The sequence below is a fragment of the Pseudarthrobacter sp. NPDC059871 genome, from assembly GCF_042731175.1.
Classification (GTDB): domain Bacteria; phylum Actinomycetota; class Actinomycetes; order Actinomycetales; family Micrococcaceae; genus Arthrobacter.
Genome location: NZ_JBHWJV010000006.1, coordinates 211,925 through 237,221 on the forward strand (window position 1 = coordinate 211,925; position 25,297 = coordinate 237,221).

The 25,297-nt window shown below is 63.4% G+C and carries 24 protein-coding genes and 2 tRNA genes; 16 read left to right on the forward strand and 10 right to left on the reverse strand.

Annotated features, from left to right (window positions below; translation table 11 throughout):
* Positions 1-3: 3 nt before the first annotated feature.
* Genes ACFV4R_RS10405 through rpmH form a run of 5 tightly spaced genes read right to left on the reverse strand, consistent with a single transcriptional unit; the run spans position 4 to position 2,541 of the window.
* Entirely contained in the window at positions 4-570 is a 567-nt protein-coding gene (locus ACFV4R_RS10405; protein ID WP_377202449.1) for a protein jag, read from the reverse strand.
* Positions 571-1,551 (reverse strand): membrane protein insertase YidC, encoded by a 981-nt coding sequence (gene yidC, locus ACFV4R_RS10410; RefSeq protein ID WP_377202450.1) that lies wholly within the window; start codon positions 1,549-1,551, stop codon positions 571-573.
* Positions 1,552-1,566: 15 nt separating this feature from the next.
* Positions 1,567-1,959 (reverse strand): membrane protein insertion efficiency factor YidD, encoded by a 393-nt coding sequence (gene yidD, locus ACFV4R_RS10415; RefSeq protein ID WP_377202451.1) that lies wholly within the window; start codon positions 1,957-1,959, stop codon positions 1,567-1,569.
* Positions 1,952-2,362: a ribonuclease P protein component gene (gene rnpA, locus ACFV4R_RS10420; RefSeq protein ID WP_377202452.1), complete on the reverse strand. Its 411-nt coding sequence runs from the start codon at positions 2,360-2,362 to the stop codon at positions 1,952-1,954. Before rnpA ends, yidD begins: the two co-directional genes overlap by 8 nt.
* 41 nt (positions 2,363-2,403) lie before the next feature.
* On the reverse strand, positions 2,404-2,541 hold the full coding sequence (gene rpmH / locus ACFV4R_RS10425; RefSeq protein WP_003800212.1) for a 50S ribosomal protein L34: 138 nt from the start codon (positions 2,539-2,541) through the stop codon (positions 2,404-2,406).
* Between the two features lie 470 nt (positions 2,542-3,011).
* Here rpmH and dnaA point away from each other — a divergent pair, with 470 nt between their 5' ends.
* The 12 genes from dnaA to ACFV4R_RS10485 all read left to right on the forward strand — a co-directional run bounded on the left by dnaA (position 3,012) and on the right by ACFV4R_RS10485 (position 16,210).
* Positions 3,012-4,433, forward strand: coding sequence for a chromosomal replication initiator protein DnaA (gene dnaA / locus ACFV4R_RS10430; protein WP_056080258.1), 1,422 nt, complete (start codon positions 3,012-3,014; stop codon positions 4,431-4,433).
* 528 nt (positions 4,434-4,961) lie between these two features.
* Positions 4,962-6,086 carry a DNA polymerase III subunit beta gene (gene dnaN, locus ACFV4R_RS10435; protein WP_045731249.1) on the forward strand — a complete coding sequence of 375 codons (1,125 nt, stop codon included), beginning with the start codon at positions 4,962-4,964 and terminating at the stop codon, positions 6,084-6,086.
* Between the two features lie 96 nt (positions 6,087-6,182).
* On the forward strand, positions 6,183-7,067 hold the full coding sequence (gnd, locus tag ACFV4R_RS10440) for a phosphogluconate dehydrogenase (NAD(+)-dependent, decarboxylating) (protein ID WP_377202453.1): 885 nt from the start codon (positions 6,183-6,185) through the stop codon (positions 7,065-7,067).
* 44 nt (positions 7,068-7,111) lie between these two features.
* Positions 7,112-8,320: a DNA replication/repair protein RecF gene (gene recF / locus ACFV4R_RS10445; RefSeq protein ID WP_314212640.1), complete on the forward strand. Its 1,209-nt coding sequence runs from the start codon at positions 7,112-7,114 to the stop codon at positions 8,318-8,320.
* Positions 8,304-8,861, forward strand: coding sequence for a DUF721 domain-containing protein (locus ACFV4R_RS10450; protein ID WP_056080245.1), 558 nt, complete (start codon positions 8,304-8,306; stop codon positions 8,859-8,861). Before recF ends, ACFV4R_RS10450 begins: the two co-directional genes overlap by 17 nt.
* A 382-nt stretch (positions 8,862-9,243) precedes the next feature.
* Positions 9,244-11,331: a DNA topoisomerase (ATP-hydrolyzing) subunit B gene (gyrB, locus tag ACFV4R_RS10455; protein ID WP_377202454.1), complete on the forward strand. Its 2,088-nt coding sequence runs from the start codon at positions 9,244-9,246 to the stop codon at positions 11,329-11,331.
* Positions 11,332-11,384: 53 nt separating this feature from the next.
* Positions 11,385-14,015: a DNA gyrase subunit A gene (gene gyrA, locus ACFV4R_RS10460; RefSeq protein WP_377202455.1), complete on the forward strand. Its 2,631-nt coding sequence runs from the start codon at positions 11,385-11,387 to the stop codon at positions 14,013-14,015.
* Complete coding sequence (locus ACFV4R_RS10465; RefSeq protein ID WP_377202456.1) at positions 14,012-14,680, forward strand: DUF3566 domain-containing protein; 669 nt, start codon at positions 14,012-14,014, stop codon at positions 14,678-14,680. The genes gyrA and ACFV4R_RS10465 overlap by 4 nt, the downstream gene beginning before the upstream one ends.
* A gap of 98 nt (positions 14,681-14,778) precedes the next feature.
* Positions 14,779-14,852 (forward strand) — tRNA-Ile (locus tag ACFV4R_RS10470).
* A 68-nt stretch (positions 14,853-14,920) separates the two neighbouring features.
* Positions 14,921-15,037, forward strand: coding sequence for a DLW-39 family protein (locus ACFV4R_RS10475; RefSeq protein WP_208858419.1), 117 nt, complete (start codon positions 14,921-14,923; stop codon positions 15,035-15,037).
* 72 nt (positions 15,038-15,109) lie between these two features.
* A tRNA-Ala gene (locus tag ACFV4R_RS10480) sits at positions 15,110-15,185 on the forward strand.
* 86 nt (positions 15,186-15,271) lie between these two features.
* Positions 15,272-16,210 carry a DMT family transporter gene (locus ACFV4R_RS10485; protein ID WP_377202457.1) on the forward strand — a complete coding sequence of 313 codons (939 nt, stop codon included), beginning with the start codon at positions 15,272-15,274 and terminating at the stop codon, positions 16,208-16,210.
* Between the two features lie 19 nt (positions 16,211-16,229).
* On the opposite strand, the gene ACFV4R_RS10490 is transcribed toward ACFV4R_RS10485, so the two are convergent.
* Together ACFV4R_RS10490 and ACFV4R_RS10495 are read right to left on the reverse strand one after the other, a co-directional pair.
* Positions 16,230-17,105: a glycosyltransferase gene (locus ACFV4R_RS10490; protein ID WP_377202458.1), complete on the reverse strand. Its 876-nt coding sequence runs from the start codon at positions 17,103-17,105 to the stop codon at positions 16,230-16,232.
* Between the two features lie 138 nt (positions 17,106-17,243).
* On the reverse strand, positions 17,244-18,230 hold the full coding sequence (locus ACFV4R_RS10495) for a hypothetical protein (protein WP_377202459.1): 987 nt from the start codon (positions 18,228-18,230) through the stop codon (positions 17,244-17,246).
* Between the two features lie 155 nt (positions 18,231-18,385).
* Between ACFV4R_RS10495 and ACFV4R_RS10500 the strand changes: the two genes are divergently transcribed.
* Together ACFV4R_RS10500 and ACFV4R_RS10505 are read left to right on the forward strand one after the other, a co-directional pair.
* Positions 18,386-18,931 carry a peptidylprolyl isomerase gene (locus ACFV4R_RS10500; RefSeq protein WP_377202460.1) on the forward strand — a complete coding sequence of 182 codons (546 nt, stop codon included), beginning with the start codon at positions 18,386-18,388 and terminating at the stop codon, positions 18,929-18,931.
* Positions 18,932-18,940: 9 nt separating this feature from the next.
* Entirely contained in the window at positions 18,941-19,819 is an 879-nt protein-coding gene (locus ACFV4R_RS10505; protein WP_377202461.1) for a rhomboid family intramembrane serine protease, read from the forward strand.
* Positions 19,820-20,613: 794 nt separating this feature from the next.
* Here the strand turns inward: ACFV4R_RS10505 and ACFV4R_RS10510 are convergent.
* Together ACFV4R_RS10510 and ACFV4R_RS10515 are read right to left on the reverse strand one after the other, a co-directional pair.
* Positions 20,614-21,222: a DNA-3-methyladenine glycosylase I gene (locus ACFV4R_RS10510; RefSeq protein WP_377202462.1), complete on the reverse strand. Its 609-nt coding sequence runs from the start codon at positions 21,220-21,222 to the stop codon at positions 20,614-20,616.
* Between the two features lie 48 nt (positions 21,223-21,270).
* On the reverse strand, positions 21,271-21,522 hold the full coding sequence (locus ACFV4R_RS10515; RefSeq protein WP_091716962.1) for a cell division protein CrgA: 252 nt from the start codon (positions 21,520-21,522) through the stop codon (positions 21,271-21,273).
* A gap of 165 nt (positions 21,523-21,687) precedes the next feature.
* Between ACFV4R_RS10515 and ACFV4R_RS10520 the strand changes: the two genes are divergently transcribed.
* Together ACFV4R_RS10520 and ACFV4R_RS10525 are read left to right on the forward strand one after the other, a co-directional pair.
* Positions 21,688-22,470, forward strand: a complete 783-nt coding sequence (locus ACFV4R_RS10520; RefSeq protein ID WP_377202463.1) for a class E sortase — start codon at positions 21,688-21,690, stop codon at positions 22,468-22,470.
* Positions 22,471-22,639: 169 nt separating this feature from the next.
* Positions 22,640-23,281 carry an aminodeoxychorismate/anthranilate synthase component II gene (locus ACFV4R_RS10525; RefSeq protein WP_377202464.1) on the forward strand — a complete coding sequence of 214 codons (642 nt, stop codon included), beginning with the start codon at positions 22,640-22,642 and terminating at the stop codon, positions 23,279-23,281.
* Positions 23,282-23,336: 55 nt separating this feature from the next.
* Here ACFV4R_RS10525 and pknB read toward each other — a convergent pair whose 3' ends face one another.
* On the reverse strand, positions 23,337-25,289 hold the full coding sequence (gene pknB / locus ACFV4R_RS10530; protein ID WP_377202465.1) for a Stk1 family PASTA domain-containing Ser/Thr kinase: 1,953 nt from the start codon (positions 25,287-25,289) through the stop codon (positions 23,337-23,339).
* Between the last annotated feature and the right edge of the window lie 8 nt (positions 25,290-25,297).

Sequence of the window (25,297 nt, forward strand, 5' to 3'; positions counted from 1 at the left end):
TCTCTAGTCAGCGGATACAACGATATGACGGCCGTTGCCTTCGCCTTCGGACTCGCTCACGAGTCCCAGGTCGGCAACGGCGTCGTGGACAATCTTGCGTTCGTAGGCGCTCATGGGCTCAAGGGCGACCGGCTTGCCGGACTCCTTGACCGATGCAGCAGCGTCTTCGGCAATCTTCTGCAGGTGGCCGGTACGTTCCTGCCGGTAACCGTTGATGTCCAGCACCAGGCGCGAGCGGCTTTCCGTGGCAGACAGAACTGCAAGACGAGTCAGTTCCTGCAGAGCCTCCAGGACTTCACCGTCCTCACCCACCAGGCTCTCCAGTCCTTCGGTCTCCTCTTCGGCGACGATGGAGATGTACGTGCGGCCGTTGCGGACCTCGATGTCGATATCGCCATCGATATCAGCGATGTCCAGCAGTTCCTCGAGGTAGTCAGCCGCGATGTCGCCCTCTTCTTCCAGCCGGCTGGCAGCGGAAGATTTTACGGGCGAACTGTCCGCAGTGCCGGACTCGTCGCGGTCCTCGACCACGTCTTCGGAAAGGGCGTGTTCGGTGCTCTCGGCTGACATCTACTTCTTCTTCCTGTTCTTACGTTGTGGCTGTACGCGTTGTCCCTTGGCTTCGGCGATCGCGGCCGCGGCTTCGGCCTCAGCCTCGGCGGCGGCGTCCTTCTTTCCGGTCAAGATGGACAACGCGGGCAGGCCTTTGGCGGCCCGACGTTCAGCAAGCGCCTTGGCGGCGGGCGAACCCGGCGTGGGCATCCGGCGGATGACGAAGAACTGCTGCCCCATCGTCCAAAGGTTGGTGGTGGTCCAGTAGATCAGGACACCAATGGGGAAGTTAATGCCACCCACACCGAAGACGATGGGCAGGATGTACAGCATCATCTTCTGCTGGCGCATGAACGGGCTGGCCATGGCCTCTTCAGACATGTTCTTGGCCATGATCTGCTTCTGGGTGATGAACTGCGACGCTGTCATGGCGAGGATCATTACGATCGAGAGGATCCAGACGGCAGTCTGGTTACCCTCACCGCCTCCGTGCAGCAAGGAGGCCGACAGCGGAGCTCCGAAAATGCTCGACGCATCGAACTCGACAACCTGCTCGTGGCTCATGGCGCCAATGCCGTTGCCCTGGTCCTTGGCCTGGGAGATTCCCGACAGCACCTGGAAGAGTGCAAAGAAGAAGGGCATCTGGATCAGCATGGGAAGGCAGGCCGAGAACGGGTTGGTACCGTGCTTCTTGTACATGGCCATCTGCTCCTGCGCCATGGCCTGGCGGGAGAGCTGATCGGTCTTGCCCTTGTACTTGTCCTGCAGCTTCTTCAGGTCAGGCTGCAGCAACTGCATGCCGCGCTGGGCCTTGATCTGCTTGACGAACACCGGGATCAGGGCGGCACGGATCACCAACACCAGCCCAATGATGGACAGCGTCCAGGTCCAGCCGTTCGCTGCGGGCATTCCGATGGTGCTCAGCCCATCGTGGAATCCAATCATGATGATGGAAACCAGCCACTTGAACGGGGCCATGATTGTTCCGAAAAAGTCCATACTTATCCCTATTCGTCAGGCCGCACTGCGGCCTTCTTCATCAGTCCGAGCAACCAGGTACCTGTCCGGATTGTTCAGCACAACAATTGTGGGGGTCTGGTTTTCAGGCCATTCCCGCTTGCCGGCGGGGACGTGGTCCACTCCGCCGGCGTTCCATGGGTGGCAGCGGCCCAGGCGGCGAACGGCCAGCCAGGTTCCTTTAACAGCGCCATGGACGGTGACAGCTTCAAGGGCATAAGCCGAGCATGAAGGGAAAAACCGGCAGACCTGGCCGTACAAGGGTGAAATCACCTTGCGGTAGGCCTTCAGCAGGAGAATGAGGATGTTCCGGGGCGCGTTCCAGAGAAACAGCAGGACGGCGGCGGGAACAGGATGAAGATGGGCGACGACGGCGGTGGCGTTAGGCACGCGGTGTCCCCTTCTGTGTTGTACCAGCCGAACCCTTGGCAGCAGCCCTTCGAGGGCGGCCGGCCAGTCGGTTCAGCGTCGACTCAAGTGCAGCGTTATAGTCCTCCAGCAGCTGGTCCCAGCTGGCGGAAGCGGACGCAGGCAGCGCCCTGACCACTATGGCGAGGCCGGTGCCGTGTTCGCGCAGCGACGCAGCACCTGCTTCCCGTAGTCTCCTCTTAACGAGGTTCCTGACCACAGCGTTCCCGACACTCTTGGAAACGATGAACCCGATCCGGCTGGGTTCGTCGGCAGCGATGGCTGCCGCATATAACACTACGTTCCGGCGTCCATTGCGGACACCGGAACGTACGGTTGTTGAAAAGTCGGTGGAAGTCCTCAGGCGGTTGCGGGTGGCCAGCACCTTAAACTCGCAAGGAAGGTATCTACCGACAAGTCAGTTATCTAAGCCGACAGCTCGGTGCGGCCCTTGCCACGGCGGGCTGCCAAGATGGCGCGGCCGGCACGGGTACGCATACGAAGGCGGAAGCCGTGCTTCTTGGCTCGACGGCGGTTATTCGGCTGAAAAGTCCGCTTGCTCACGTTAGTTACTCCAGTGGATCAAAGGTGCGTCCACCCGATCAAGATGGGGAAGAACTGGCCGACGCTAAGTTTTGTATATGCACGCTTCCCCCTGCTGCCCAGGCGCAGTGCGCTTGGGAGAATCAGTCGGGGCCAAAAAGCGGACACAAAGGACTTCACAACGTTAGGGCAATTTGGACCCTGCAGTCAAACCGGGCGGGGTCCCCACCACTATCCCCAGCTGTGTCTAACTACCCTCCACCACCTGTGGATGAAGTGGCTCACAGGCGCCAAAAGCGAACCACACCAGTGTAATTATCCACAAGCAGTTTCCCAGCTATCTTCTAGGCTTTTGATCCCCTAGAGTGGCTCAGTAGCCGATTATCCACGGACTGTGCATAACCCTGTGGATGAAGCTGGGCCAGCATCTTGGTTCCGGGTCCGGGGCTGCAGGTAATGCAGGGCAAAGCAAGTTTTGAGGGAACCGATTGATGACAGTAGACGAAGCCAACCACGCCAATACTGTCGGAAGTTCCTGGCGGCGCGTTATCAGCCTGCTGGAGAAAGACCACCGGGTAACACCGCGCCAGCGTGGCTTTGTCATCCTCGCCCAGGCCCAAGGCCTGATCGGATCCACCCTCCTGGTGGCCGTTCCCAACGAGCTCACCCGCGAGGTGCTGCAGACGCAGGTCAAGGACGCCCTTGACGACGCCCTGCACAACGTCTTCTCCGAGGACATCAGGTGCGCAATCGACGTCGACACCGATCTGGTCCCCATCCACAAAGAGCCTGAGCCCGTGGTTGAGCCTGCCTATGCGCAGGACCAGCTGATCGAGCAGAAGCCGCAGCCCATGCTGCCGAGCACCTCCCACGAATTTGGCCGGCTCAACCCCAAATATGTCTTCGACACGTTCGTGATCGGTTCATCCAACCGTTTCGCCCACGCGGCCGCCGTAGCCGTCGCCGAAGCACCTGCCAAGGCCTACAATCCGCTGTTCATTTACGGCGACTCCGGCCTGGGCAAGACGCACCTGCTGCACGCGATCGGGCACTATGCCCGCCGGCTCTACAGCGGCATCCGGGTTCGGTACGTGAATTCCGAGGAGTTCACCAACGACTTCATCAACTCGATCCGAGACGACGAGGGCGCCAGCTTCAAGACCACATACCGGAACGTGGACGTCCTGCTCATTGACGACATCCAGTTCCTGGCCGGCAAGGACCGGACGCTGGAAGAGTTCTTCCACACCTTCAACTCGCTGCACAACAACAACAAGCAAGTGGTGATCACTTCCGATCAGCCGCCCAAGCTGCTTGCCGGCTTCGAGGATCGGATGAAGTCGCGCTTCGAGTGGGGCCTGCTGACGGACATCCAGCCCCCTGAACTGGAAACCCGCATCGCCATCCTCCGCAAGAAAGCCCTCAGCGAGGGACTGTCCGCCCCGGACGACGCGCTGGAGTACATCGCATCCAAGATCTCAAGCAACATCCGCGAACTTGAGGGCGCGCTCATCCGCGTCACCGCATTTGCCAGCCTGAACCGGCAGCCCGTGGATGTTGCCCTGGCCGAAATGGTCCTGAAGGATCTCATCACCGACGACGGCGCCCAGGAAATCACATCCGGCCAGATCCTCCAGCAGACGGCTGACTACTTCAAACTCAGCATGGAAGAGCTCTGCAGCAAGTCCCGGACCCGGACACTGGTCACCGCCCGGCAGATCGCCATGTACCTCTGCCGCGAACTGACGGACATGTCCCTCCCCAAGATCGGCCAGGAACTCGGCGGCCGCGATCACACCACAGTCATCCACGCAGACCGGAAGATCCGTGAACTGATGGCCGAGCGGCGTGTGATCTACAACCAGGTCACGGAGCTGACCAACCGCATCAAGCAGCAGCAGCGCGACTCCTGATCCCCGCATCTATACCTTATTAACAGGTGCATGTGGATAAGCCTGTGGATAGTTAAGGGGACAAGCGCGCTTAATGGGCTTAAAACCCTTAAGGCGTCTGTGGATCGTTAAAAACCGGCTTCTGGGTTGTCCCCATCCACACCCTGTTTAAAACCCAGTTAACTCACAGTCCGTGAACAGGGCTTAACCGCGGATCTCCGCCGCGAGACGGGGTTATCCACAGTTTCCACAGCAGTTATTAACACTACGAATCCCATAAAATTGAAAATCCCTCAAACAACAAGATCCTTCCCCTCGTGCCGTGCAGGGACCATCGGCCCCCTGAAGGGGCCTGGGAGGTTTTGGGGGATGGGTTAATCCCGGATCTTCCGGCTAAGCTGTCAGCAGCGCTCCCATCCCCGGGTTTTTGTGTGGTTTCCGTTCAGCGCGGACCATGCACCTGCCGGAATCGGGTGCATCATTTTCCGGAATCACCCTTGCGGAGGTTCCGGCCTACTTGGCAGCAGCAATGAAAGGCGGCATCCCTCCGTGAAGTTCAGAGTCGATCGGGACGTCCTGGCAGAAGCCGTTACCTGGACAGCCCGCTCGTTGTCTCCGCGGCCGCCAGTGCCAGTCCTCTCCGGCCTGCTCCTCAAGGCAGAAGCCGGAACCGTCAGCCTTTCAAGCTTCGATTACGAAACGTCGGCGCGCCTTGAGATTGCTGCCGATATTCGTGACGAGGGCACCATCCTGGTATCGGGCCGCCTCCTTGCGGATATCTGCCGAAGCCTGCCTTCGGCGCCCGTCGACGTCGAAACCGACGGAAACAAAGTCACTCTCACCTGCCGCCGAAGCAGCTTCCACCTCGCCACCATGCCCGAGGCCGAATACCCGCCGCTTCCCGCGCTTCCAGCCATCAGCGGCACCGTTCCCGGTGATGCGTTTGCACAGGCCGTTTCCCAGGTGATCATTGCCGCCAGCAAGGACGACACCCTGCCCATCCTCACCGGGGTGCGCATGGAAATCGAAGACGACCTCATCACGCTGCTGGCTACCGACCGCTACCGTCTTGCGATGCGCGAGGTACCGTGGAAGCCTGTCACTCCCGGCGTCTCCACCAGTGCGCTGGTAAAGGCCAAAACCCTCAACGAAGTGGCCAAAACACTGGGCAACAGCGGCGACATCAGCCTGGCACTGTCCGATGACGACACCCGCCTGATTGGCTTCGAAAGCGGTGGACGCACCACCACGTCCCTGCTGGTGGATGGGGATTACCCGAAGATCCGGTCACTTTTCCCGGAATCCACGCCCATCCACGCCACGGTCCAGACCCAGGAACTGGTGGAAGCCGTCCGCCGTGTGTCCCTGGTGGCTGAACGCAACACCCCGGTCCGCCTGGCGTTCACCGCCGGGCTGCTGAACCTGGATGCAGGCACCGGCGAAGACGCCCAGGCATCCGAGGAACTCGAAGCGCAGCTCTCCGGAGACGACATCACCGTGGCGTTCAACCCCCACTACCTGGTGGAAGGCCTCAGCGTGATTGAAACCAAGTTCGTCCGGTTCTCATTCACGTCAGCCCCCAAGCCGGCCATGATCACCGCCCAGGCTGATGCCGACGGCGAGGACCAGGATGACTACCGGTACCTGGTGATGCCGGTTCGTCTCCCCAACTAGTCCCCATCGGCTCCCAGCCTTCTCAGGCTCAGGCCTGGACCCTCGCCTATGGGGCCCCAACCACCGCCACCCACTAGCCCAGAAAAGAGTTCCACCATGCACATTGGACTGATCGGCCTTGGCAAAATGGGATTCAACATGCGTGAGCGGCTGCGCAATGGCGGCATCGAGGTCACGGGTTACGACCGGAACCCCGATGTGACCGACGTGGCTACTGTCGATGAGCTCCTGGCCGCCGTTCCCGCACCGCGGCTGATCTGGGTGATGGTTCCCGCTGGCGCAGTCACAGATGCAGTCATCACCGAACTCGCGGACAAACTGGACCAGGGGGACCTGGTGATTGACGGCGGAAACTCCCGTTTCACCGAGGACCAGAAACATGGTGAACTCCTCGCCGGAAAAGGCATCCGGTTCGTGGATTGCGGTGTTTCCGGCGGCGTCTGGGGCCTGCAGAACGGCTATGGCCTGATGGCCGGCGGCGACGCTGCGGATGTGGAACTGGCCCTGCCGGTCTTCGATGCGTTGCGTCCGGAAGGTGATCGCGCAGACAGCTTCGTCCATGTGGGCGGCGTTGGCGCGGGCCATTACGCCAAGATGGTCCACAACGGCATCGAGTACGGCCTGATGCAGGCATACGCCGAGGGATACCAGCTGCTCGCTTCGAAAGACATCATCAGCGACCTCCCCGGCACTTTCCGCGCCTGGCAAAAAGGTACTGTGGTCCGGTCGTGGCTGCTCGACCTCCTGGTCAAGGCCTTGGAAGAGGACCCCGGCCTGCATAACATCGATGACTACGTGGAGGACTCCGGCGAGGGCCGCTGGACCGTTGAGGAAGCCATCGCCAACGCCATCCCGGCTCCCGCGATCACGGCAGCGCTCTTCGCCCGTTTTGAGTCCCGCGAGGACAGCTCGCCTGCCATGAAGATGGTGTCCGCACTCCGGCACCAGTTTGGCGGGCACGCCACCCGTCCCGCCAAGTAGCACTCACCGGGGACCCCGCTGTCCCCAGAATTGTCGAAACCCGCGTGTATCTGGAACACCTCTCCCTGACCGATTTCCGCAGCTACGCCCAGGTGGACCTTGCCCTCAGCCCCGGCGTCACGGTGCTGGTGGGCTACAACGGCATCGGCAAAACGAACCTGATGGAGGCCATCGGCTACCTGGCCACACTCAGCTCCCACCGCGTCAGTTCGGACGGCCCGCTCCTGCGGTTCGGCACCGAACGCGCACTGGTCCGGGCCAGGCTGGTGCGCAACGGCCAGACCACCGTACTGGAGCTGGAGATCAATGCCGGCAGGGCCAACCGCGGCCGCATCAACCGCAGCAATCCGGTCCGGGCGCGGGACCTGCTGGGCATCTGCCAGACGGTGCTCTTTGCGCCGGAAGATTTGGCCTTGGTCAAGGGTGATCCGTCCAACCGCCGCAGGTTCCTGGACGAACTGCTAGCCAGCCTGGTCCCGCACCATGCCGCAACCCGCAGCGACTACGACCGCGTGCTGAAACAGCGCAACGCCCTGCTGAAATCGGCCCGTGCCGGGCGGGTGACCGCCGCCCACGAAGCCACCCTCGATGTGTGGGACCAGCACATGGCGAAGGCCGGGGCCGAGCTTCTGCACGCACGGCTCGAGCTGGTGGAACTTCTCCGGCCCCACCTTTCCCGCGCCTATGCGGAGCTGACCGACGCGTCCAAGCCGGCTGACGCGATCTACCGGTCCACGCTGCAGAACCAGATGGACGACGACGGCGCATCGTTGGGTGCCACAGGCCGGCCGGGGCCGGGGGACACGGCCGCTGCCGAAGACCTGCGCGGCCTCAGTATCGAGGAGCTGACCCAGCGCTATATCCGCGCGTTCGGCGAATCACGGAAGAAGGAGCTTGAGCGAGGCATCTCGCTGGTGGGTCCGCACCGGGACGATCTTGAACTCGTGCTGGGACAGGCGCCCGCCAAGGGCTATGCATCCCATGGTGAAACCTGGTCCATGTGCCTCTCCCTGCGGCTGGCGTCCTACTACGTCATGCTTGATGATGCGCGTACCGGCGGCTCCGCCCCCATCCTGATCCTTGACGACGTTTTTGCCGAGCTGGACGTCCAGCGGCGGCGTAAACTGGCCGCAATAGTTTCCGGCGCGGAACAGGTCCTGGTGACCGCCGCCGTCGACGCCGATATCCCGGAAGAACTGTCCGGACGGCGGGTGAAAGTGGTCCCGGGAGGCATTGATGAGCAGGGAGAGTGACGCCGGCGGGCTGCAGCCCGGACGGGATCCTGACCAGATCGATGCTCCGCAGGCCGCGCTCAACCGGATGCGCGAAGCCGCCGCAGCCCGCGGCGAGATCCGCCGTAAGGCGCAACGGCCCGGACAACAAAAGACCAGGGGCAGCATCCGGGACACCCGCGGGTTCAGCCAGTTCCATGCCACAGGCCGCGATCCGTTGGGGCTCGGCAAGGTGGTGGGGCGGCTGGTGGCCGAGCGGGGCTGGACATCGCCCGTGGCTGTCGGTTCCGTCATGGCGGAATGGGCCACCCTGGTGGGTCCGGAAATTTCAGCGCATTGCACCCCGGAAAGTTTTACCGATACCACCCTGCACGTGAGGTGCGATTCAACCGCCTGGGCCACCCAGCTGCGGCTCCTCAGTGCCAGCCTGCTGGAGAAATTCAGGGTGGAACTGGGAGACGGCGTGGTCACCAGCATCCAGGTTCTGGGCCCGTCGGCGCCCAGTTGGCGCAAGGGCGGCAGGAGTGTCAACGGTCGCGGACCACGGGATACTTACGGATAGTCCGTCGCCAATCTCTTGATAATCGGCCTGCGGCCGTGTAGGCGCCTGCAAGGGCCGCGGCCTGTATAGGCACCAAGAGGCGGTTCCGTTAGGGCGCCCTAGGCGGGGCCAGCGGCCTGCCATGGCCACACGGCACCGCGTCCACGCCCCTGGAATGCGGGGATATGGGGCGCTTCGCGGTAGAATTGTTGCAGATAACTGGGCGCGGGTGAGACGTTGACTGAGTCCGTTTTCCGCGCACTCCGGTCCGCGGTCTGCGGCTCCCCACAACGTCAACAAGTCACCGGCGCCATAAGTTTGTGCCTGTTGGCAGGTGACTTCCTGTATTTACCCAGGGAGGAACCGGCCGGCCATCATCGAGAACGAGGAGTCGACAGCGCCTGTGGCTAACGACAATACAGATATTCTGGCAGTTGACCCCGCAGCCGGTGACGCCGGCGGTCCTGACGCAACGGCGGAAGCGGCCACCCCACGGGAGTACGGCGCCAGTGACATCACTGTCCTCGAAGGCCTCGAAGCGGTGCGCAAACGCCCCGGCATGTATATCGGTTCCACCGGTCCGCGCGGCCTCCACCACCTGGTGTACGAAGTGGTGGACAACTCGGTCGATGAAGCGCTGGCCGGCTACTGCACCCACATCGAGATAGTCCTGCAGGCCGACGGCGGCGTCAAGGTAGTGGATGACGGCCGCGGTATTCCCGTGGACATGCACCCCACTGAGCACAAACCCACGGTTGAAGTGGTCATGACCATCCTGCACGCCGGCGGCAAGTTCGGCGGCGGCGGTTATGCCGTGTCCGGCGGCCTCCACGGCGTTGGCATCTCCGTGGTGAATGCCCTGTCCAGCCGGGTAAATACGGAAGTCCGGCGCCAAGGGCATGTTTGGCGGATGTCCTTTGCCAACGGCGGCAAGCCTCAGGGCAGCCTGGTCCAGGGCGAGGAAACGGAACAGACCGGCACCACGCAGACCTTCTACCCCGACGCAGAGATCTTCGAAACCACCGAGTTCGATTTCGAAACGCTCCGCGCACGCTTCCAGCAGATGGCCTTCCTCAACAAGGGCCTGCGCATCACCCTTACCGATGAGCGAGCGGCCACCGAAGACGAGGCCGACGCCGATCCGGACCTGGACGGCATGGTCACCGAAGGCGAGATCAGCGCCGAGCACCGCACGGTGGTGTACCAGTACGACGAAGGCCTGCTGGACTACGTCAAGCACCTGAACTCCGGCAAGAAGGTTGATGTGGTCCACGAGGACGTCATCGCCTTCGAAACCGAGGACAAGGACCGCAAAATCGCGCTGGAAATGGCGATGCAGTGGACGAATGCCTACTCCGAGAGTGTCCACACCTACGCGAATACCATCAACACCCACGAAGGCGGCACCCACGAAGAGGGCTTCCGCGCGGCCATGACCTCCTTGGTCAACCGCTACGCCCGGGAAAAGGGCATCATCAAGGAAAAGGACGACAACCTCACCGGAGACGACATCCGCGAGGGACTTACCGCCGTCATTTCCGTGAAGCTCTCCGAGCCCCAGTTCGAAGGCCAGACCAAGACGAAGCTCGGCAACTCCGAGGTCAAGGGCTTCGTCCAGCGCGTAGTCACGGACGGCCTGGGTGACTGGCTGGAACGCAACCCGGGCCCGGCCCGGGATGTCATCCGGAAGGCCATTTCGGCCGCCCAGGCGCGCATGGCCGCACGGAAGGCCCGCGACAACGCCCGCCGGAAGAGCCCGCTGGAATCGTTCGGCATGCCCGGAAAGCTCTCCGACTGCTCGTCCAAGGACCCGGCAAAGTGCGAGGTCTACATCGTGGAGGGTGACTCCGCAGGCGGTTCCGCCAAGCGCGGCCGCAACCCCGAAACCCAGGCCATCCTTCCGTTGCGCGGAAAAATCCTCAACGTTGAACGCGCGCGCCTGGACAAGGCTCTTGGCAACGCCGAAGTGCAGTCCATGATCACAGCCTTCGGCACGGGCATCGGCGAAGACTTCGACCTCTCCAAGCTGCGGTACCACAAGATCGTGCTGATGGCCGACGCCGATGTTGACGGCCAGCACATCACCACGCTGCTGATGACGCTGCTGTTCCGTTACATGAGGCCGTTGATCGAGAACGGCTACGTCTACCTCGCGCAGCCGCCGCTATACCGCATCAAGTGGTCCAACGCTCCGCACGACTACGTCTACAGTGACCGCGAACGCGACGCCAAACTGGTGTCCGGCCAGGCAGCAGGCCGCCGCATTCCCAAGGACAACGGCATCCAGCGCTACAAGGGCCTCGGTGAAATGGACTACACGGAGCTGTGGGACACCACCATGGACCCGGACAACCGCACCTTGCTCCAGGTCACCATGGACGACGCCCTCGCAGCCGACCAGATCTTCTCGGTCCTGATGGGCGAAGACGTGGAGTCACGGCGCAACTTCATTCAGCAGAACGCCAAGGACGTCAGGTTCCTCGATATCTAGGACATAGCTCCTACATTCGACAACCGACATATACCTGAAACGGAAAATAAAAAATGAGCGACGAAACACCCGAGAACCCGGCCCCCGACGCCGGGATTCCGGAAACCGTTCTTGAAGGCGATGTGCTGATCGACCGCGTGGAGCAGGTGGACCTGCAGACGGAAATGCAGCGGTCCTACCTGGACTACGCCATGGCCGTCATTGTGGGACGGGCCCTCCCGGACGTCCGCGACGGGCTCAAGCCTGTGCACCGCCGCGTGCTCTATGCGATGTTCGACGGCGGCTACCGGCCTGACCGTTCCTTCAACAAGTGTGCCCGCGTGGTGGGCGAGGTCATGGGCCAGTACCACCCGCACGGTGACACTGCGATTTACGACGCCTTGGTCCGCCTCATCCAGGACTGGACCATGCGGTACCCGCTGGCCCTCGGCCAGGGAAACTTCGGCTCGCCGGGCAACGACGGCGCGGCTGCACCCCGTTACACCGAAACCAAGATGGCCCCACTGGCCATGGAGATGGTGCGGGACATCGACGAGGAAACCGTCGACTTCCAGGACAACTACGACGGCAAGAACCAGGAACCCACCATCCTGCCGGCCCGTTTCCCCAATCTGCTGGTCAACGGATCCTCGGGCATCGCCGTCGGCATGGCCACCAACATTCCGCCGCACAACCTCCGCGAAGTTGCGGACGGCGTGCAGTGGTACCTGGCCAATCCGGCTGCCACCCGCGAGGAACTGCTGGAGGAACTCCTTCGCCGCGTGAAGGGACCGGATTTCCCCACCGGCGCCACCATCCTCGGCCACAAGGGCATCGAGGATGCGTATCGCACCGGCCGCGGCTCGGTCACCATGCGTGCCGTGGTCAATGTCGAGGAGCTGCAGAACCGCACCTGCCTGGTGGTCACTGAACTGCCGTACCAGGCCAACCCCGACAACCTCGCCATCAAGATCGCCGAATTGGTCAAGGACGGCAAGATCCAGGGCATTGCCGACCTCCGCGATGAGACGTCCGGCCGCACCGGCCAGCGCCTGGTCATTGTCCTCAAGCGCGATGCCGTGGCGAAGGTTGTGCTGAACAACCTCTACAAGCACACGGAGCTGCAGAGCAACTTCTCAGCCAACATGCTGGCCATCGTGGACGGCGTTCCGCGTACCCTGAGCCTGGATGCTTTCATCCGGCACTGGGTCACCCACCAGATGGACGTCATTGCACGCCGGACCCGCTACCGCCTGCGCAAGGCCGAAGAAGAAGCACACATCCTGCGGGCGCTGCTGAAGGCATTGGACATGCTGGATGAGGTCATCGCCCTGATCCGCGCATCCAACACCACCGAAGCAGCCCGCGACGGCCTGATGGAACTGCTGGACATCGACGAACTGCAGGCCCGGGCCATCCTGGACATGCAGCTGCGCCGTCTCGCAGCCCTGGAACGCCAGAAGATCCAGGACAGGCACTCCGAACTCGAAGCCCTGATTGCCGAATACAACGCGATCCTTGCTTCCGAGGAGCGCCAGCGCGAGATCATCAGCACCGAGCTGGGCGAAATCGTGGACAAACATGGCGATGACCGCCGCACCAAGATCCTCATGGGTTTTGACGGTGACATGTCCATGGAGGACCTCATCCCCGAAGAGGAGATGGTGGTCACCATTACCCGCGGCGGCTACGTCAAGCGGACGCGGAGCGACAACTACCGTTCCCAGCAGCGCGGCGGCAAGGGTATCAAGGGTGCCCAGCTGCGAGGTGACGACGTTGTGGAGCACTTCTTCGTCACCACTACCCATCACTGGCTTCTGTTCTTCACCAACCTGGGCCGCGTCTACCGCGCCAAGGCCTATGAGCTGATGGAAGCCGGACGCGATGCCAAGGGCCAGCACGTGGCCAACCTCCTTGCTTTCCAGCCTGACGAGCACATTGCCCAGGTGCTGGACCTGAAGGACTACCAGCAATCGCCGTACCTGGTGCTGGCCACCAAGCGGGGACTGGTGAAGAAGACCAGGCTGGAGGACTACGACACCAACCGCTCCGCCGGCGTCATCGCCATCAACCTGCGGGACGGAGACGAACTGGTCTCCGCCCAGCTGGTCTCCGAGACCGACGACCTGTTCCTGGTATCCCGTATGGGCCAGTCGATCCGCTTCACCGCCACCGACGATGCGCTGCGTCCCATGGGACGTGCCACATCCGGCGTGACCGGCATGAAGTTCCGGGAGGATGATGAACTGCTGGCCGCCGATGTGGTCACTGACGGGTCCTTCGTGTTCATCGTGACCGAAGGCGGCTACGCCAAGCGCACCGCCGTGGAGGAATACCGCCTGCAGGGCCGCGGTGGCCTGGGCATCAAGGTTGGCAAGTACCAGGAAGAACGCGGGCACCTCGTGGGCGCCCTGATTGTCCAGGAAGAGGATGAAGTCCTGGTGGTCATGGAGGGCGGCAAGGTTGTCCGTTCCTCCGTCGCCGGTGTCCCTGCCAAGGGACGCGACACCATGGGCGTCATCTTTGCCAAGCCGGACAAGAACGACCGCATCATCGAGGTTGCCCGCAACAGCGAACGCGGTCTCGAGGACGAAGAATCAGCGGAGGATGACGTAACGTTGGCTGAAGAATCACCGGCCTTTGAGTCAGAGGACGCCTCGGGCGACGCTGAGCCGAACGACGACAACACGGAGGTAACCGAGTGAGTAATTCCGACTCATTTCCCAAGCCGAACAGCACCGTTCCCGATGGTAACCGGCCCTCGGCGGCACCCCGGGTGAATGCCCCTGTCCGTCCGCAGCAGCGGCCTTCCGCGCCCGCCGGTGCCCCCGGCCAGCGTCCTTCGGTTCCCGGACAGCGTCCGTCCCATCCCGGCCAGGGAAGCCAGCAGGGCCAGCCCGGCCAGCGTCCGGCCCAGGGACAACGCCCTGCCTCTGCGGGACCCCGTCCGCAGGGTGCCCCTGGCCAGGGCGGCCCGGGCCTCGTGAAGCCGGCGCCGAAAGCCAAGGCACGCCGTGCCCGCCTGCTTATCAGCAAGGTGGACCCCTGGTCCGTCCTGAAGATGGCGTTCCTGCTCTCTGTGGCCCTCGGCATCGTCACGGTCGTGGCTGCCATCGTCCTGTGGACCGTCCTGGACCTCACGGGTATCTTCGACCAGGTGGACAGCCTGCTGGGCACGCTGGCCGGTTCCGAGGGCGGCGGGTTCGAACTGAAGAAGGTCGCATCGCTGGGCCAGGTGGCGTCCTTCGCCACGATTATCGCCGTGGTGAACGTGGTCCTGCTGACCGCTCTGTCCATGCTCTCGGCTGTCCTCTACAACATCTCTGCCACCCTGGTGGGCGGCATCGGCGTGACCCTCACCGACGATTAGGACACCGCTTCCACCGGCCCCGGAGCCGGTGGAAGCGCCCGATTTGAGATCGGGCCGGGATGTGCTGTAAAGTCATGTCTCGGCCCGATGAGGCATCGGGGCGTATAGCTCAGGCGGTTAGAGCGCTTCGCTGATAACGAAGAGGTCCCAGGTTCAAGTCCTGGTACGCCCACGGAACCTGTGCAGGTTCAAGTTGAGGTTTGTCTGCGGAACACTGCAGCAGGCCGGAACGGGGAGCATGTGAAGAAGTTGCTTGTACTGGCAGCGGCGATCGCAGGCGTCCTGCTCTACCGGAAAGCACAGGAATCCGAAGCCCGGAAAGATGTCTGGAGCAAGTCCACCGACACGGTGAACTAGGCCAGACGCCCGGCCTGGAAGCTGGTCAAAGGCTCCCGGGTTCTGGGGTATGATTGACGGGTTGCTTCTTATGGGGGCATGGCGCAATTGGTAGCGCACCTGCTTTGCAAGCAGGGGGTTCGGGGTTCGAGTCCCCGTGCCTCCACCATAAGAAAGTCCCGGTCCGCGGAAATGCGGACCGGGACTTTTGCTTTGTCAGCCTTGTCCCTGTTGACGGTGTGAAAGGGTGGTGCGGTGACCCTGTTCATTGCAGCCATGGGTGTCCTGGGCGTTGCGTCGTCCGGGCCGCTGATCGCAGCCACCCTTGGAGCCACCAGCGTCAGTGCCCTGGCCATCGCCTTCTGGCGGAACGCCATCGCGGCAGTGGTGATGGCCGGTCCCACCCTGGTCCGCGAGCCGCGCAGGTTCGGCAGCATCACCGGACGCGAGTTCCGCTGGTCCCTTCTTGCCGCCGTCGCCCTCGCCCTGCACTTCGCCTGCTTTATCACCTCCCTCCAGCTCACTTCCGTGGCCGCCGCCACGGCCCTCGTCTGCCTGCAGTCGGCCTGGATCGCCATCTTCCAGCTGCTGCGCGGCACACGGCACCGCTGGCAGGTTCTTGCAGGACTGGGAATCGCCTTCGGTGGGGTCGTCGCCATCACTGGATTCGACATGGGGTCATCGCCTGAGGCGCTGCTCGGTGACATGCTGGCCCTGGCCGGCGGAGCCTTGGCGGGTTTGTACACCCTGGCGGGCGGCAAGGCCCGGCAGAGCATGACCACCGGCACCTACACAGCGCTCTGCTACGGCATGTGTGCTGCCCTGGTGGCGGTACTCGCGCTGGCCACCGGGCAGCCGCTCTCCGGGTTCGACGCCGGAGGCTGGCTGGGGATCCTTGCCATCACCGTGTGCGCCCAACTGGTGGGGCATACAGCCTTCAACCACCTCCTGGCGACCATGAGCCCGCTGCTGGTCTCGATGATCATCCTCCTGGAGATCCCCGGCGCGGCCCTCCTGGCGTCCGTGTTCCTTGGTGAGACCCTGCCGGCGGGTACCTACGCCGGCCTGGGCCTGATCATGGTGGGGCTCGCCGTCGTGGTGGCTGGGCAAAGGTCCGGAAGGGCACAGCTCCGCAGCGAGGCACCCGGCACCGAACCGCCGTCGGACCGGATAGCGGAGCTCGGCACGGACTAGGGACCTGCGAAGGCAGGAGCTACTGGCCCCCGCGCCGGACGGGCTGGGCCGTGTTGACCGTGTGGATGGCCCGCAGCAGCTTGGCGGGAAAGTAGACCGAAAAGAAGACCACCATGGGTGCCTTGAGCGCCATCTTCTTGACGTTGTGCGCCTTGTACGTGCGGTCGAACCGGGTGACGTAGTAGCGGTAGTCCCGCGGGGAGTCCTCAAGCCGGCGCGCGGACATCCCGGAAACCATCTGCGGGACGTACTGGACCTTCAGGTCGTGTTCGGCCAGGTGCAGGGACAAATCGATGTCCTCATGCATTTCGTCCTTTTCATCCCGGCAGGTTTCGGCACGGATGGTGTTCCACGCGGTGGACCGCAGCGCCATGTTGGAGCCGAACAGGAAGTGGTACTGGTGCTTCGCCAATTTCAGCATGAGCTGGCGCATCTTGTCGTCGGCTTTCAGCCCGAAGCGCCGCATAGGCATGTCGTAATAGACCACCGGGCCGGTGGCCGCCTGTACTGAGTGGTCCTGGAATGCCCTCTGGACCTGCTCCACCCAGTCCGGCTCCACCACCGAGTCCGCGTCAATCCGGCCCAGGACGTCCCCGGTGGCATGGTCAAGGCCAAAGTTCCGGGTGGGGATGAGGCCCTGATCCCGGTCCTGGCTCAGCAGAAGGATGGGACTTTCCGGATACTCCAGCTGCATCTGCCGGACAATGGCGGCGGTCCGGTCCGTGGAGAGGTTGTCCACCACGATGATCTCGTGGGCGGGGACGGACTGGTAGATGGCAGCGATGAGGCACTGCCGGATGACGCTCTCCTCGTTGTAGGCCGGGATCACAACGGACACGCGGGGCAACTCGGCTGCGTCGTTCAAGGGATCCCCAGAGGATTGATCGGCTGACATCAGTCCAAATCTAGCATTGCCGCCCTCCCCGGCCGGGAGCGGCGGCCACCCCCCAAACAGCGTCGCGGCCTCCGGAAACAGCAGCAGGGGCCCCGTTCCGAAGAACGGGACCCCTGCCGTGGACCTGCTGGACCGGGATCAGGCCTGCGTTGAGCCCTTATCCCCGTTGTGGATGCTGTTGGCGATGTTGCGGGTGGCCGTCTTTGCATCGGTGGCCACCTTGGGAGCGGCATCGGATGCATCTTCGGCAACATGCTTGGCCTTGTCGGCTGCGTCCTCCGCCTTTTCCTTGGCTGCATCAGCGGACTCGGCTACCTTGTCGGCGCCGGCGGCAGCGAAGGAACCTGCTGCATCCGATGCCTTTTCGGCGGCGTCGGCGGTGGTTTCCTTGACCTCGTTAACCGTGGTGGCCGGAACCGGGGCAGGCGTGGGCGTCACCGGAGAGGGCGTCTTCCACGGATCCTCGACGGGCTTTGAGGCCTTCCAGGCGGCAACTCCGGCAGCGACTGCGGCGGCGATAACGCCGAACACCAGCCATCCGCGCTTCTTTTTCGGCTCCGGCTGGGCCAGCTGGATGCCCACGCTGCGGCCGGCCTCGGCGGCAGCTGCCTTCAGCTGGGTGCCGGTGGCCTGCGCCTGCTCCTGGATGGTGTGAACGATTCCGGCGTCACCCAGCCGCTGGGCGACGGCGTCAACGCGGGCCGGAGCGCCTTCGAGGGTGCGGTGCACGGCCTCCGAGGCGACGCCGAGTTGGTCCGAGAGCTTGGGCAGGTATTCAACCACCACGCGGTCGCGCGCGTTGAGGACCACAGGGGTGGCCTTGTCCAGTGCCTCATGGAGCTTGGGTGATGCGTTCTCGACCACGTCATTGATCCTGGGCGCCAGCTGCGCCAGGCCGTCCTGGAGGCGAGGGGTCACGGTGGCAACGCCGTCGGCAAGGTTATGGGCGGCGGACTTCAGCCCCTCCTGGATTTTGGGTGATGCTGTGTCCAGGCCGTGCTGCAGGCGGGGAACTGCCCAGTCAACAGCGGCTTCCACACGGGGGGTTGCCCAGTCCTTGGCATTTTCCACGGCATGGGTGACCGACTGCTCAAGGTCACGGGCAATACGATCAGACTTCTTCACAACTACCTCCCGATTAATGTGACGGTTCTGTGGTTAGCCTACGTGCCTGAGACTTCACGGGCTATTCACTCTGCGGATTTTAGGGCGATTTCACCCAGCGCGGAACTGGTACAGGGGCCGCCAACGTCATAGTCCGCCATGGAAGAATGGGCCCTATGACTGCCATCGCAACCGCAAAAGCAACCATCCACACCAGCCTCGGCGACATCGTGGTAAACCTCTTCGGCAACCACGCGCCCAAGACCGTCAAGAACTTCGTTGGACTCGCCACGGGCGAGCAGGACTGGACCCACCCGGAAACGGGCGAGGCCAAGACCGGCACCCCGCTCTACAACGGGACCATCTTCCACCGCATCATCAAGGACTTCATGATCCAGGCCGGCGATCCCCTCGGCCGTGGCGTTGGCGGACCGGGCTACAACTTCGACGACGAAATCCACCCTGAACTCAGCTTCAACGCCCCGTACAAGCTGGCCATGGCCAACGCCGGAATCCGCATGGGCAAGGGCACCAACGGTTCACAGTTCTTCATCACCACCATCCCCACCGACTGGCTGCAGGGCAAGCACAGCATCTTCGGTGAAGTGGCCGATGACGAATCCAAGAAGGTCGTTGACGCCATCGAGGGCGTCCGCACCGGCATGGGCGACCGCCCGGTGGAGGATGTCACCATCAACAGCATCGATATCGAACAGCTGTAATCCCGCACCATGAGTTACGGAATTCCGTCGGCCGAGCCGTCCGCCCAGGTCCCGGTATGCCCCCGGCACCCTGACAGGCCCTCCTATGTGCGCTGCCAGCGGTGCGGGCGTCCCGCATGCCCCGACTGCCAGCGGGCGGCCGCCGTCGGATTCCAATGCGTTGACTGCGTCAACGAAACAAGGTCTACGACGCCGGAGGTCCGGTCCGTCTACGGCGGCACCGTTGCCACGGGCAAGCCCATGGTGACGTTCGGGATCATCGCCGCCTGCGCGGTGCTGTATGTCCTGCAATGGATCATCCCCAACGACGCCGTCTACCAAAGCCTGGGTTTTGCCAACATCTACGCCGAACCGCGGTACGGCGAGTTTGAGCCGTGGCGGATGCTCACGGCAGCATTCCTGCATTCCCAGGGATTCATCCTGCACATTGCATTGAACATGTACATGCTGTGGATCTTCGGGCAGGCACTGGAGCCCCTCCTGGGCCGTGTCCGTTTCCTTGCGGTGTACCTGCTGTCCGCCTTGGGCGGTTCGGTGGGGTACCTGCTCCTCACTCCCCTCTACGTTCCAGGCCAGCCCCTGTATGGAGTGGTGGGCGCGTCCGGTGCCATCTTCGGCCTCTTCGGTGCCATGCTCCTGGTGCAGCGCCAGCGTGGCGGGGATACACGGCAGCTGTGGATCCTGATTGCCATCAACGGCGCCATCGGCTTCCTGGTCCCGCAGATCGCCTGGCAGGCCCACCTCGGCGGGCTGGTCACAGGCGCCCTGTGCGCCGCCGTGATCGCGTACACGCCTCGGGGTCCACGGCGGGGGCTTCTCCAGGCCGCGGGCCTGCTCGCGGTCCTGGTGCTCCTCGCAGCGGCAGTATGGGTGCGCGTCTCCGTCTGATGTAGCCTGCACGGGCCTCACGTCCTAAACCCCCAGCCTCCTTGTGGAGGCTGGGGGTTTTTTTTATCCACAGCCCTTATCCACAGTGTTGGTAACTTACAAGCGTGTAGTTCAGGCTTGCGACGCTATGCAACGGCCTGCTCGCAGGGCTGGGGCGGTACAGAGGCGGATTTTCTCCACAACTGTGGATAACTTCTGGGGATAGGGCTGTGCTTAAGTGGACAAAACCGCCGATTACGGGCCCTCTTGTGGATAACTTCGCCGGATTGGGCTTCAGCGGGCCGCATGGAAACGCCTGAGTGCCATCCATCAACAGCCTTTTGCACACTGTTAATAAGTCACAGACCTGTAAGTCGCGGCTGGAAATCCCCCGTATCACAAGGGTCCGGGGCGACTCATGGGATCTTGCGGCCAAGAAATCCACAGCTGTGGATAAGTTGTGGGTATCGCAGTGTTGGTAAGTGGAAAAGCTGCAGGTCCTGCTGGGCACCCGCGAATCTGGCAGCCAGGATTCGGAACGGGTGCACGGAGCTGGGGATAGAACCTCGCAGTCCTGTGGGTACCGGCGGGTAACTCTGGGGGTGTTGGCTTATCCACAGGGTATTCCACAGTGTTAATAACTGCATCCAAGGCGCGGGTTTCCGAGAAAGCCCGGCGTCCGCGGGGGTTGAGGACGCAGGCAAGGGTGTGTCAACGGTTATCAACACTGTGGATAACTTTCCCCACAGGCAAAAGCGCCGGAGACAACAAAACCCCCGCTGCCGATCTCCGGCGACGGGGGTTTTGGACCAAACTCAGGAAGGGTGTGGCCACACGCCTGAGGAGCCCCGGCGGTGGCTGTCCACAAGATGTGTGTCCACCATGCCGATGGCCTCCATGAGGGCGAACATGGTGGTGGGGCCCACGAAGGCGAACCCCTTCCGGCGAAGGGCCTTGGACAGTGCCACGGATTCCACCGACTGTGTGGGGATATCCGTGTGCACCAGAGGTTGGGGGGTGGTGGGAGGCTGGAATCCCCAGACGAAATCCACCAGGCCGCCCTCTTCCCGCAGCGCGACGGTGGCGCGGGCATTCTTGATGGTGGCAACAATCTTCAGCCGGTTCCGGACAATGCCGGTGTCCTGCAGGAGGCGGTCCACGTCGCCGTCTGTGTACAACGCCACGGCATCGGGGTTGAAATCAGCGAAAGCAGTGCGGAACGCTGGCCGCTTCCGGAGAATCGTGGCCCAGGAGAGGCCTGCCTGGAAGCCCTCCAGGCAGATCCGTTCGTACAGGCCGTGCTCATCCCGGACGGGCAGGCCCCATTCCTGGTCGTAATACGTCCGCATCAGCGGATCCGTGGAGGCCCACGCAGGACGCGCGAGGCCGTCGTCGCCCACTGTCAGGTCAGCACTTGGTGACATGCCCGGCCCTTGTCAGGAACGATTGCGGCGGTACGTGGCGTGCATGGTTCAGGAGCGCCAGCGGGTGGTCATCATGAAGCCCACGATCGCGATGCCGAAGCCGGCCACGATGTTCCAGGAGCCCCACGGCTGGACTGGAAAGCGGCCCTCGCTGATGTAGAACGTGATGATCCAGAACAGGCCGATGATCATCAGCCCGAACATGACCGGCTTGAACCACACCGGATTCGGCTTGTAGGCGGCTGGCGCGGCCTTCTCTGCGGTGCTGGCGGTCTTTTTACGGGGCTTTGACTCGGGCACTGGGTCTCCTTGGCGGCTGTCAAGCGCGGCGTCCCGGGCTTGATATCCTGCAAGAAGGACATTGCCAGCGGTCTGCTCGATCTTGGTCAATTCTTACTAGCAGCCAATTCTAGCCGGAGTTCCGGGGCCGCCGGTGCCCAGCGGAACCGCCCCCGAGGAGAACGCGTGGTATTGCAGGAGAAGGCGAGGCCCGCCGCCCCGCCCACTGCCTGCGTCGTTATCCTTCGCGGTGTTGTACAGGTGGTCGGCGAGCTGCTCATCACCGCCGGCGTGATCCTCTTACTGTTCGTGGCATGGCAACTGTGGTGGACCAACGTTGAATCAGACGCCAAGCAAAGCGAAGTCATCAAGGAATTCGCCCAGGATCTCGGCGCTGCGCCGGCTCCGGCGCCCACAGCCCCGCCCGCTGAAGGCGAGGATTTCGGTGAGCCCGTGGTGGGTGCCGCCCCCGGCCACGCCGGAACCATCGGCATCATGTACATCCCGAGGTTCGGCCCCAATTACACCCGGCCCATCGTGCAGGGAACCAGCCAGGATGTCCTGGACACCCTTGGCCTGGGCCACTACGACTCGACTGCGATGCCAGGGGCCGTAGGCAACTTCGCCGTTGCCGGCCACCGGCAGACCCACGGTGCGGTGCTGGACAACATCCACACGCTGGTGCCGGGAGACAAGATCTACGTCCAGACCAAGGACGGCTACTACACCTATATTTTCCGGAACAACCAGATTGTGATGCCCTCGCGCACCGACGTCCTGGCCCCGGTGCCCACCCTCCAGGGCGTGGCCCCCACGGAAAGGTTCCTCACCATGACCAGCTGCAACCCGCGGTTTGGTGCGGAGGAACGCATCATCGCCTACGCCCTGATGGACAGTTGGCGCCCCGGCTCGGCCGGACCGCCCGCCGAAATAGCCACGCAGGTGGCCGCTGCGATCGGGAAGGGCTGAGCATGTACGGCTGGATTTTCCGCCATCTTCCGGGGCCCCTCTGGCTGCGGATCGTCACATCAGTGGTGCTGTTGGCGGCCGCACTGGTATTGATGGTCCAGTTCCTGTTTCCTTGGATGTCCGAGTACACCCAATTCACTGACTCAACGATTGGTGCAGCAAGCCAGCCATGACCACAACCAAGATCCTCGTGGTGGATAACTACGACAGCTTCGTCTACACCCTGGTGGGCTACCTCCAGGAGCTCGGCGCCGAGACCACGGTTGTCCGCAACGACGACGTCACCCTCGCCGAAGCGATCGAACTTGCCGGCACCCGCGACGGCGTCCTGGTGTCACCGGGACCCGGCAACCCTGCCGAGGCGGGCATCTGCATTGAACTGATCAAGTGGTGCGGTGAAAACAGCGTCCCCATGTTCGGCGTATGCCTGGGCCACCAAGCACTGGCAGAGGCCTTCGGCGGGACCGTGACGCACGCCCCCGAACTCATGCACGGCAAGACCTCGCAGGTGGAACACATCGGAACCAGCGTGTTCTCCGGCCTCCCCTCCCCCATCACCGCCACGCGTTACCACTCCCTGGCTGCCGTCCGTGAGTCCATTCCCGACGTCCTGGAAGTCACTGCACAGACGGCATCCGGCGTGGTCATGGGGCTGCAGCACCGGACGGCCCCGCTGTGCGGTGTGCAGTTCCACCCCGAATCGGTCCTGACCGAAGGCGGCTACCAGATGCTGGGCAACTGGCTCGAATCGCTGGGAATGGCGGGCGCGGCCGCGCGGGCAGCCAAGCTGAGCCCGCTGATCCAGCACTGAGCCGCCCGCTCCAACACTGACCCGCCCGATCCAACATTGACCAGGTTGGGACCGGTTAGTCCCGGTCCCTGTTGCCCCTGGTTGATGTCGGCGTGGGTGTGGGGCTTGGAGTGGCGGTTGGCGGCGGCGGTGGAGCCTTGGCCACCACGAAGGTGATGGTCTTTCCCTGTTCCACTGCGGCGTTGACGGCATCGCTCTGGTCCGTCACCCGGCCCGCCTCAACCTGGCCGTTTTCCGCTTCAACGACGTTCGGCACCAGGCCCAGGTCCTTGAGCGCTGCTTCCGCCTCCTCGCGGGTGCGGCCGCGGAGCTCGGGAACTGCCACCTTGCCGGTGGAAACCACCAGTTCAACGGTGGTACCCACCCCTACGCTTTGCCCCGGTGCGGGACTGGTGGTGATAACGATGCCGGCCGGCACGGTTGCACTGTTGGCCGTGGTGGTTGACGGCGCACCCACCAACCCCACCTGGCGCAGGACGTCACGTGCCGCCGCCTCCGTGGAGCCGGGGATGGTCTCCGGGATTTTTACGGCACTGGGGCCCTCGGAAATGTTCAGGATCACTTCTGCGCCGGGATCGAGTTTCTGGCCGGACACCGGGTCGGTGCCGATCGCGATGCCCTTGGGTATGGCGTCGTTCTGTGAACGCGTAATCTTCGGTTTCAGGTTGGCGTTGTACAGCTCCTGCAGGGCTGCCGACTCCGTCATGGAGGCCACCGCCGGGATATCCACCTTCGGCGGGGGCGGCGCAGGCCGGTTCACCACGCTGTAAACCCACAGGCCGCCGCCGGCAAGGATGAGCACGGTGAAGATCACCAGGGTTGCAATCCATGCCCGACGCCGGGACTTCTGCCGCGGGGAAGGCTCGCGTTCCGGGGAGAGGCCAAGCGGAAGGGGCTCAGCATCGGCGGGCTCGTCCGCAACGCTCAGCGGTGCCCGGGTGCCGCCGTTGTCTCCGCCTGTGACGGCGAGGCGGCCCGTGGGCGCATCGTCCAGGAAACCGGCGCCCGCGGCGGCAGCGAAGGCCTCCGTTGGCGGGCTGTCCGGTGCCGGCACATGGTCGTTGGGGTCCGTGGGGGCTTCGGATGCCGGCACGGCGGGCACGGCAACGCCGGACCGGGCTGCCCGGAGCGCGCGCTGGAAGGCTGCCGCATCCTGGAACCGGTCGTCACGGTTCTTTTGCAGCGCCTTGGCCATGACGGTGTCGAGCGCCGCTGAGACCTCGGGATTGATGCTGCTGGGCGGCGCGGGGATTTCCCGGACGTGCTGGTATGCCACGGAAACGGGGCTGTCGCCGATGAACGGCGGCCTCGAGGTCAGCATTTCGTAGAGCAGGCAGGCAGCCGAGTACAGATCGCTGCGGGCATCAACGGTTTCGCCCCGGGCCTGTTCCGGCGAAAGGTACTGGGCCGTGCCCACCACGGCCTGGGTCTGGGTCATGGTGGCCGAGGAGTCTGCCATGGCGCGGGCGATCCCGAAATCCATCACCTTGATGGAATTGGTTGCCTTGCAGTACATGACGTTGGCGGGCTTGATGTCCCGGTGCACGATGCCGGCCCGGTGGCTGTATTCGAGGGCGCCGAGAACACCCAGCGTGTAGTCGATCGCCTGCCCGATGCTGACGTCCTTGGCCCGGATCAGGTCCCGGAGCGTCTTGCCGTCCACGAACTCCATCACGATGTACGGCAGCCGGACGGATTCCTCTGAACCGTCGTGGACCTGCTGTTCACCGGTGTCGTAGATGGCCACGATGGACGAATGGTTCAGGGCGGCAACGGACTGTGCCTCACGCTTGAAGCGGGCCTGGAACTGGGGATCCCGGGCCATATCGGGCCGCAGGATCTTGATGGCGACCGTCCGCCCCAGCCTGGTGTCCGTGCCGCTGTACACGTCCGCCATGCCACCGCGTCCAATGAGGCCGCCGAGCTCATAGCGGCCGCTCAGGACACGCTTGTTGTCCACCGGGACATTGTCCTCCCGGTGGAGCGGTGCGCGCGATGACTCGTTCACGTTCAGGT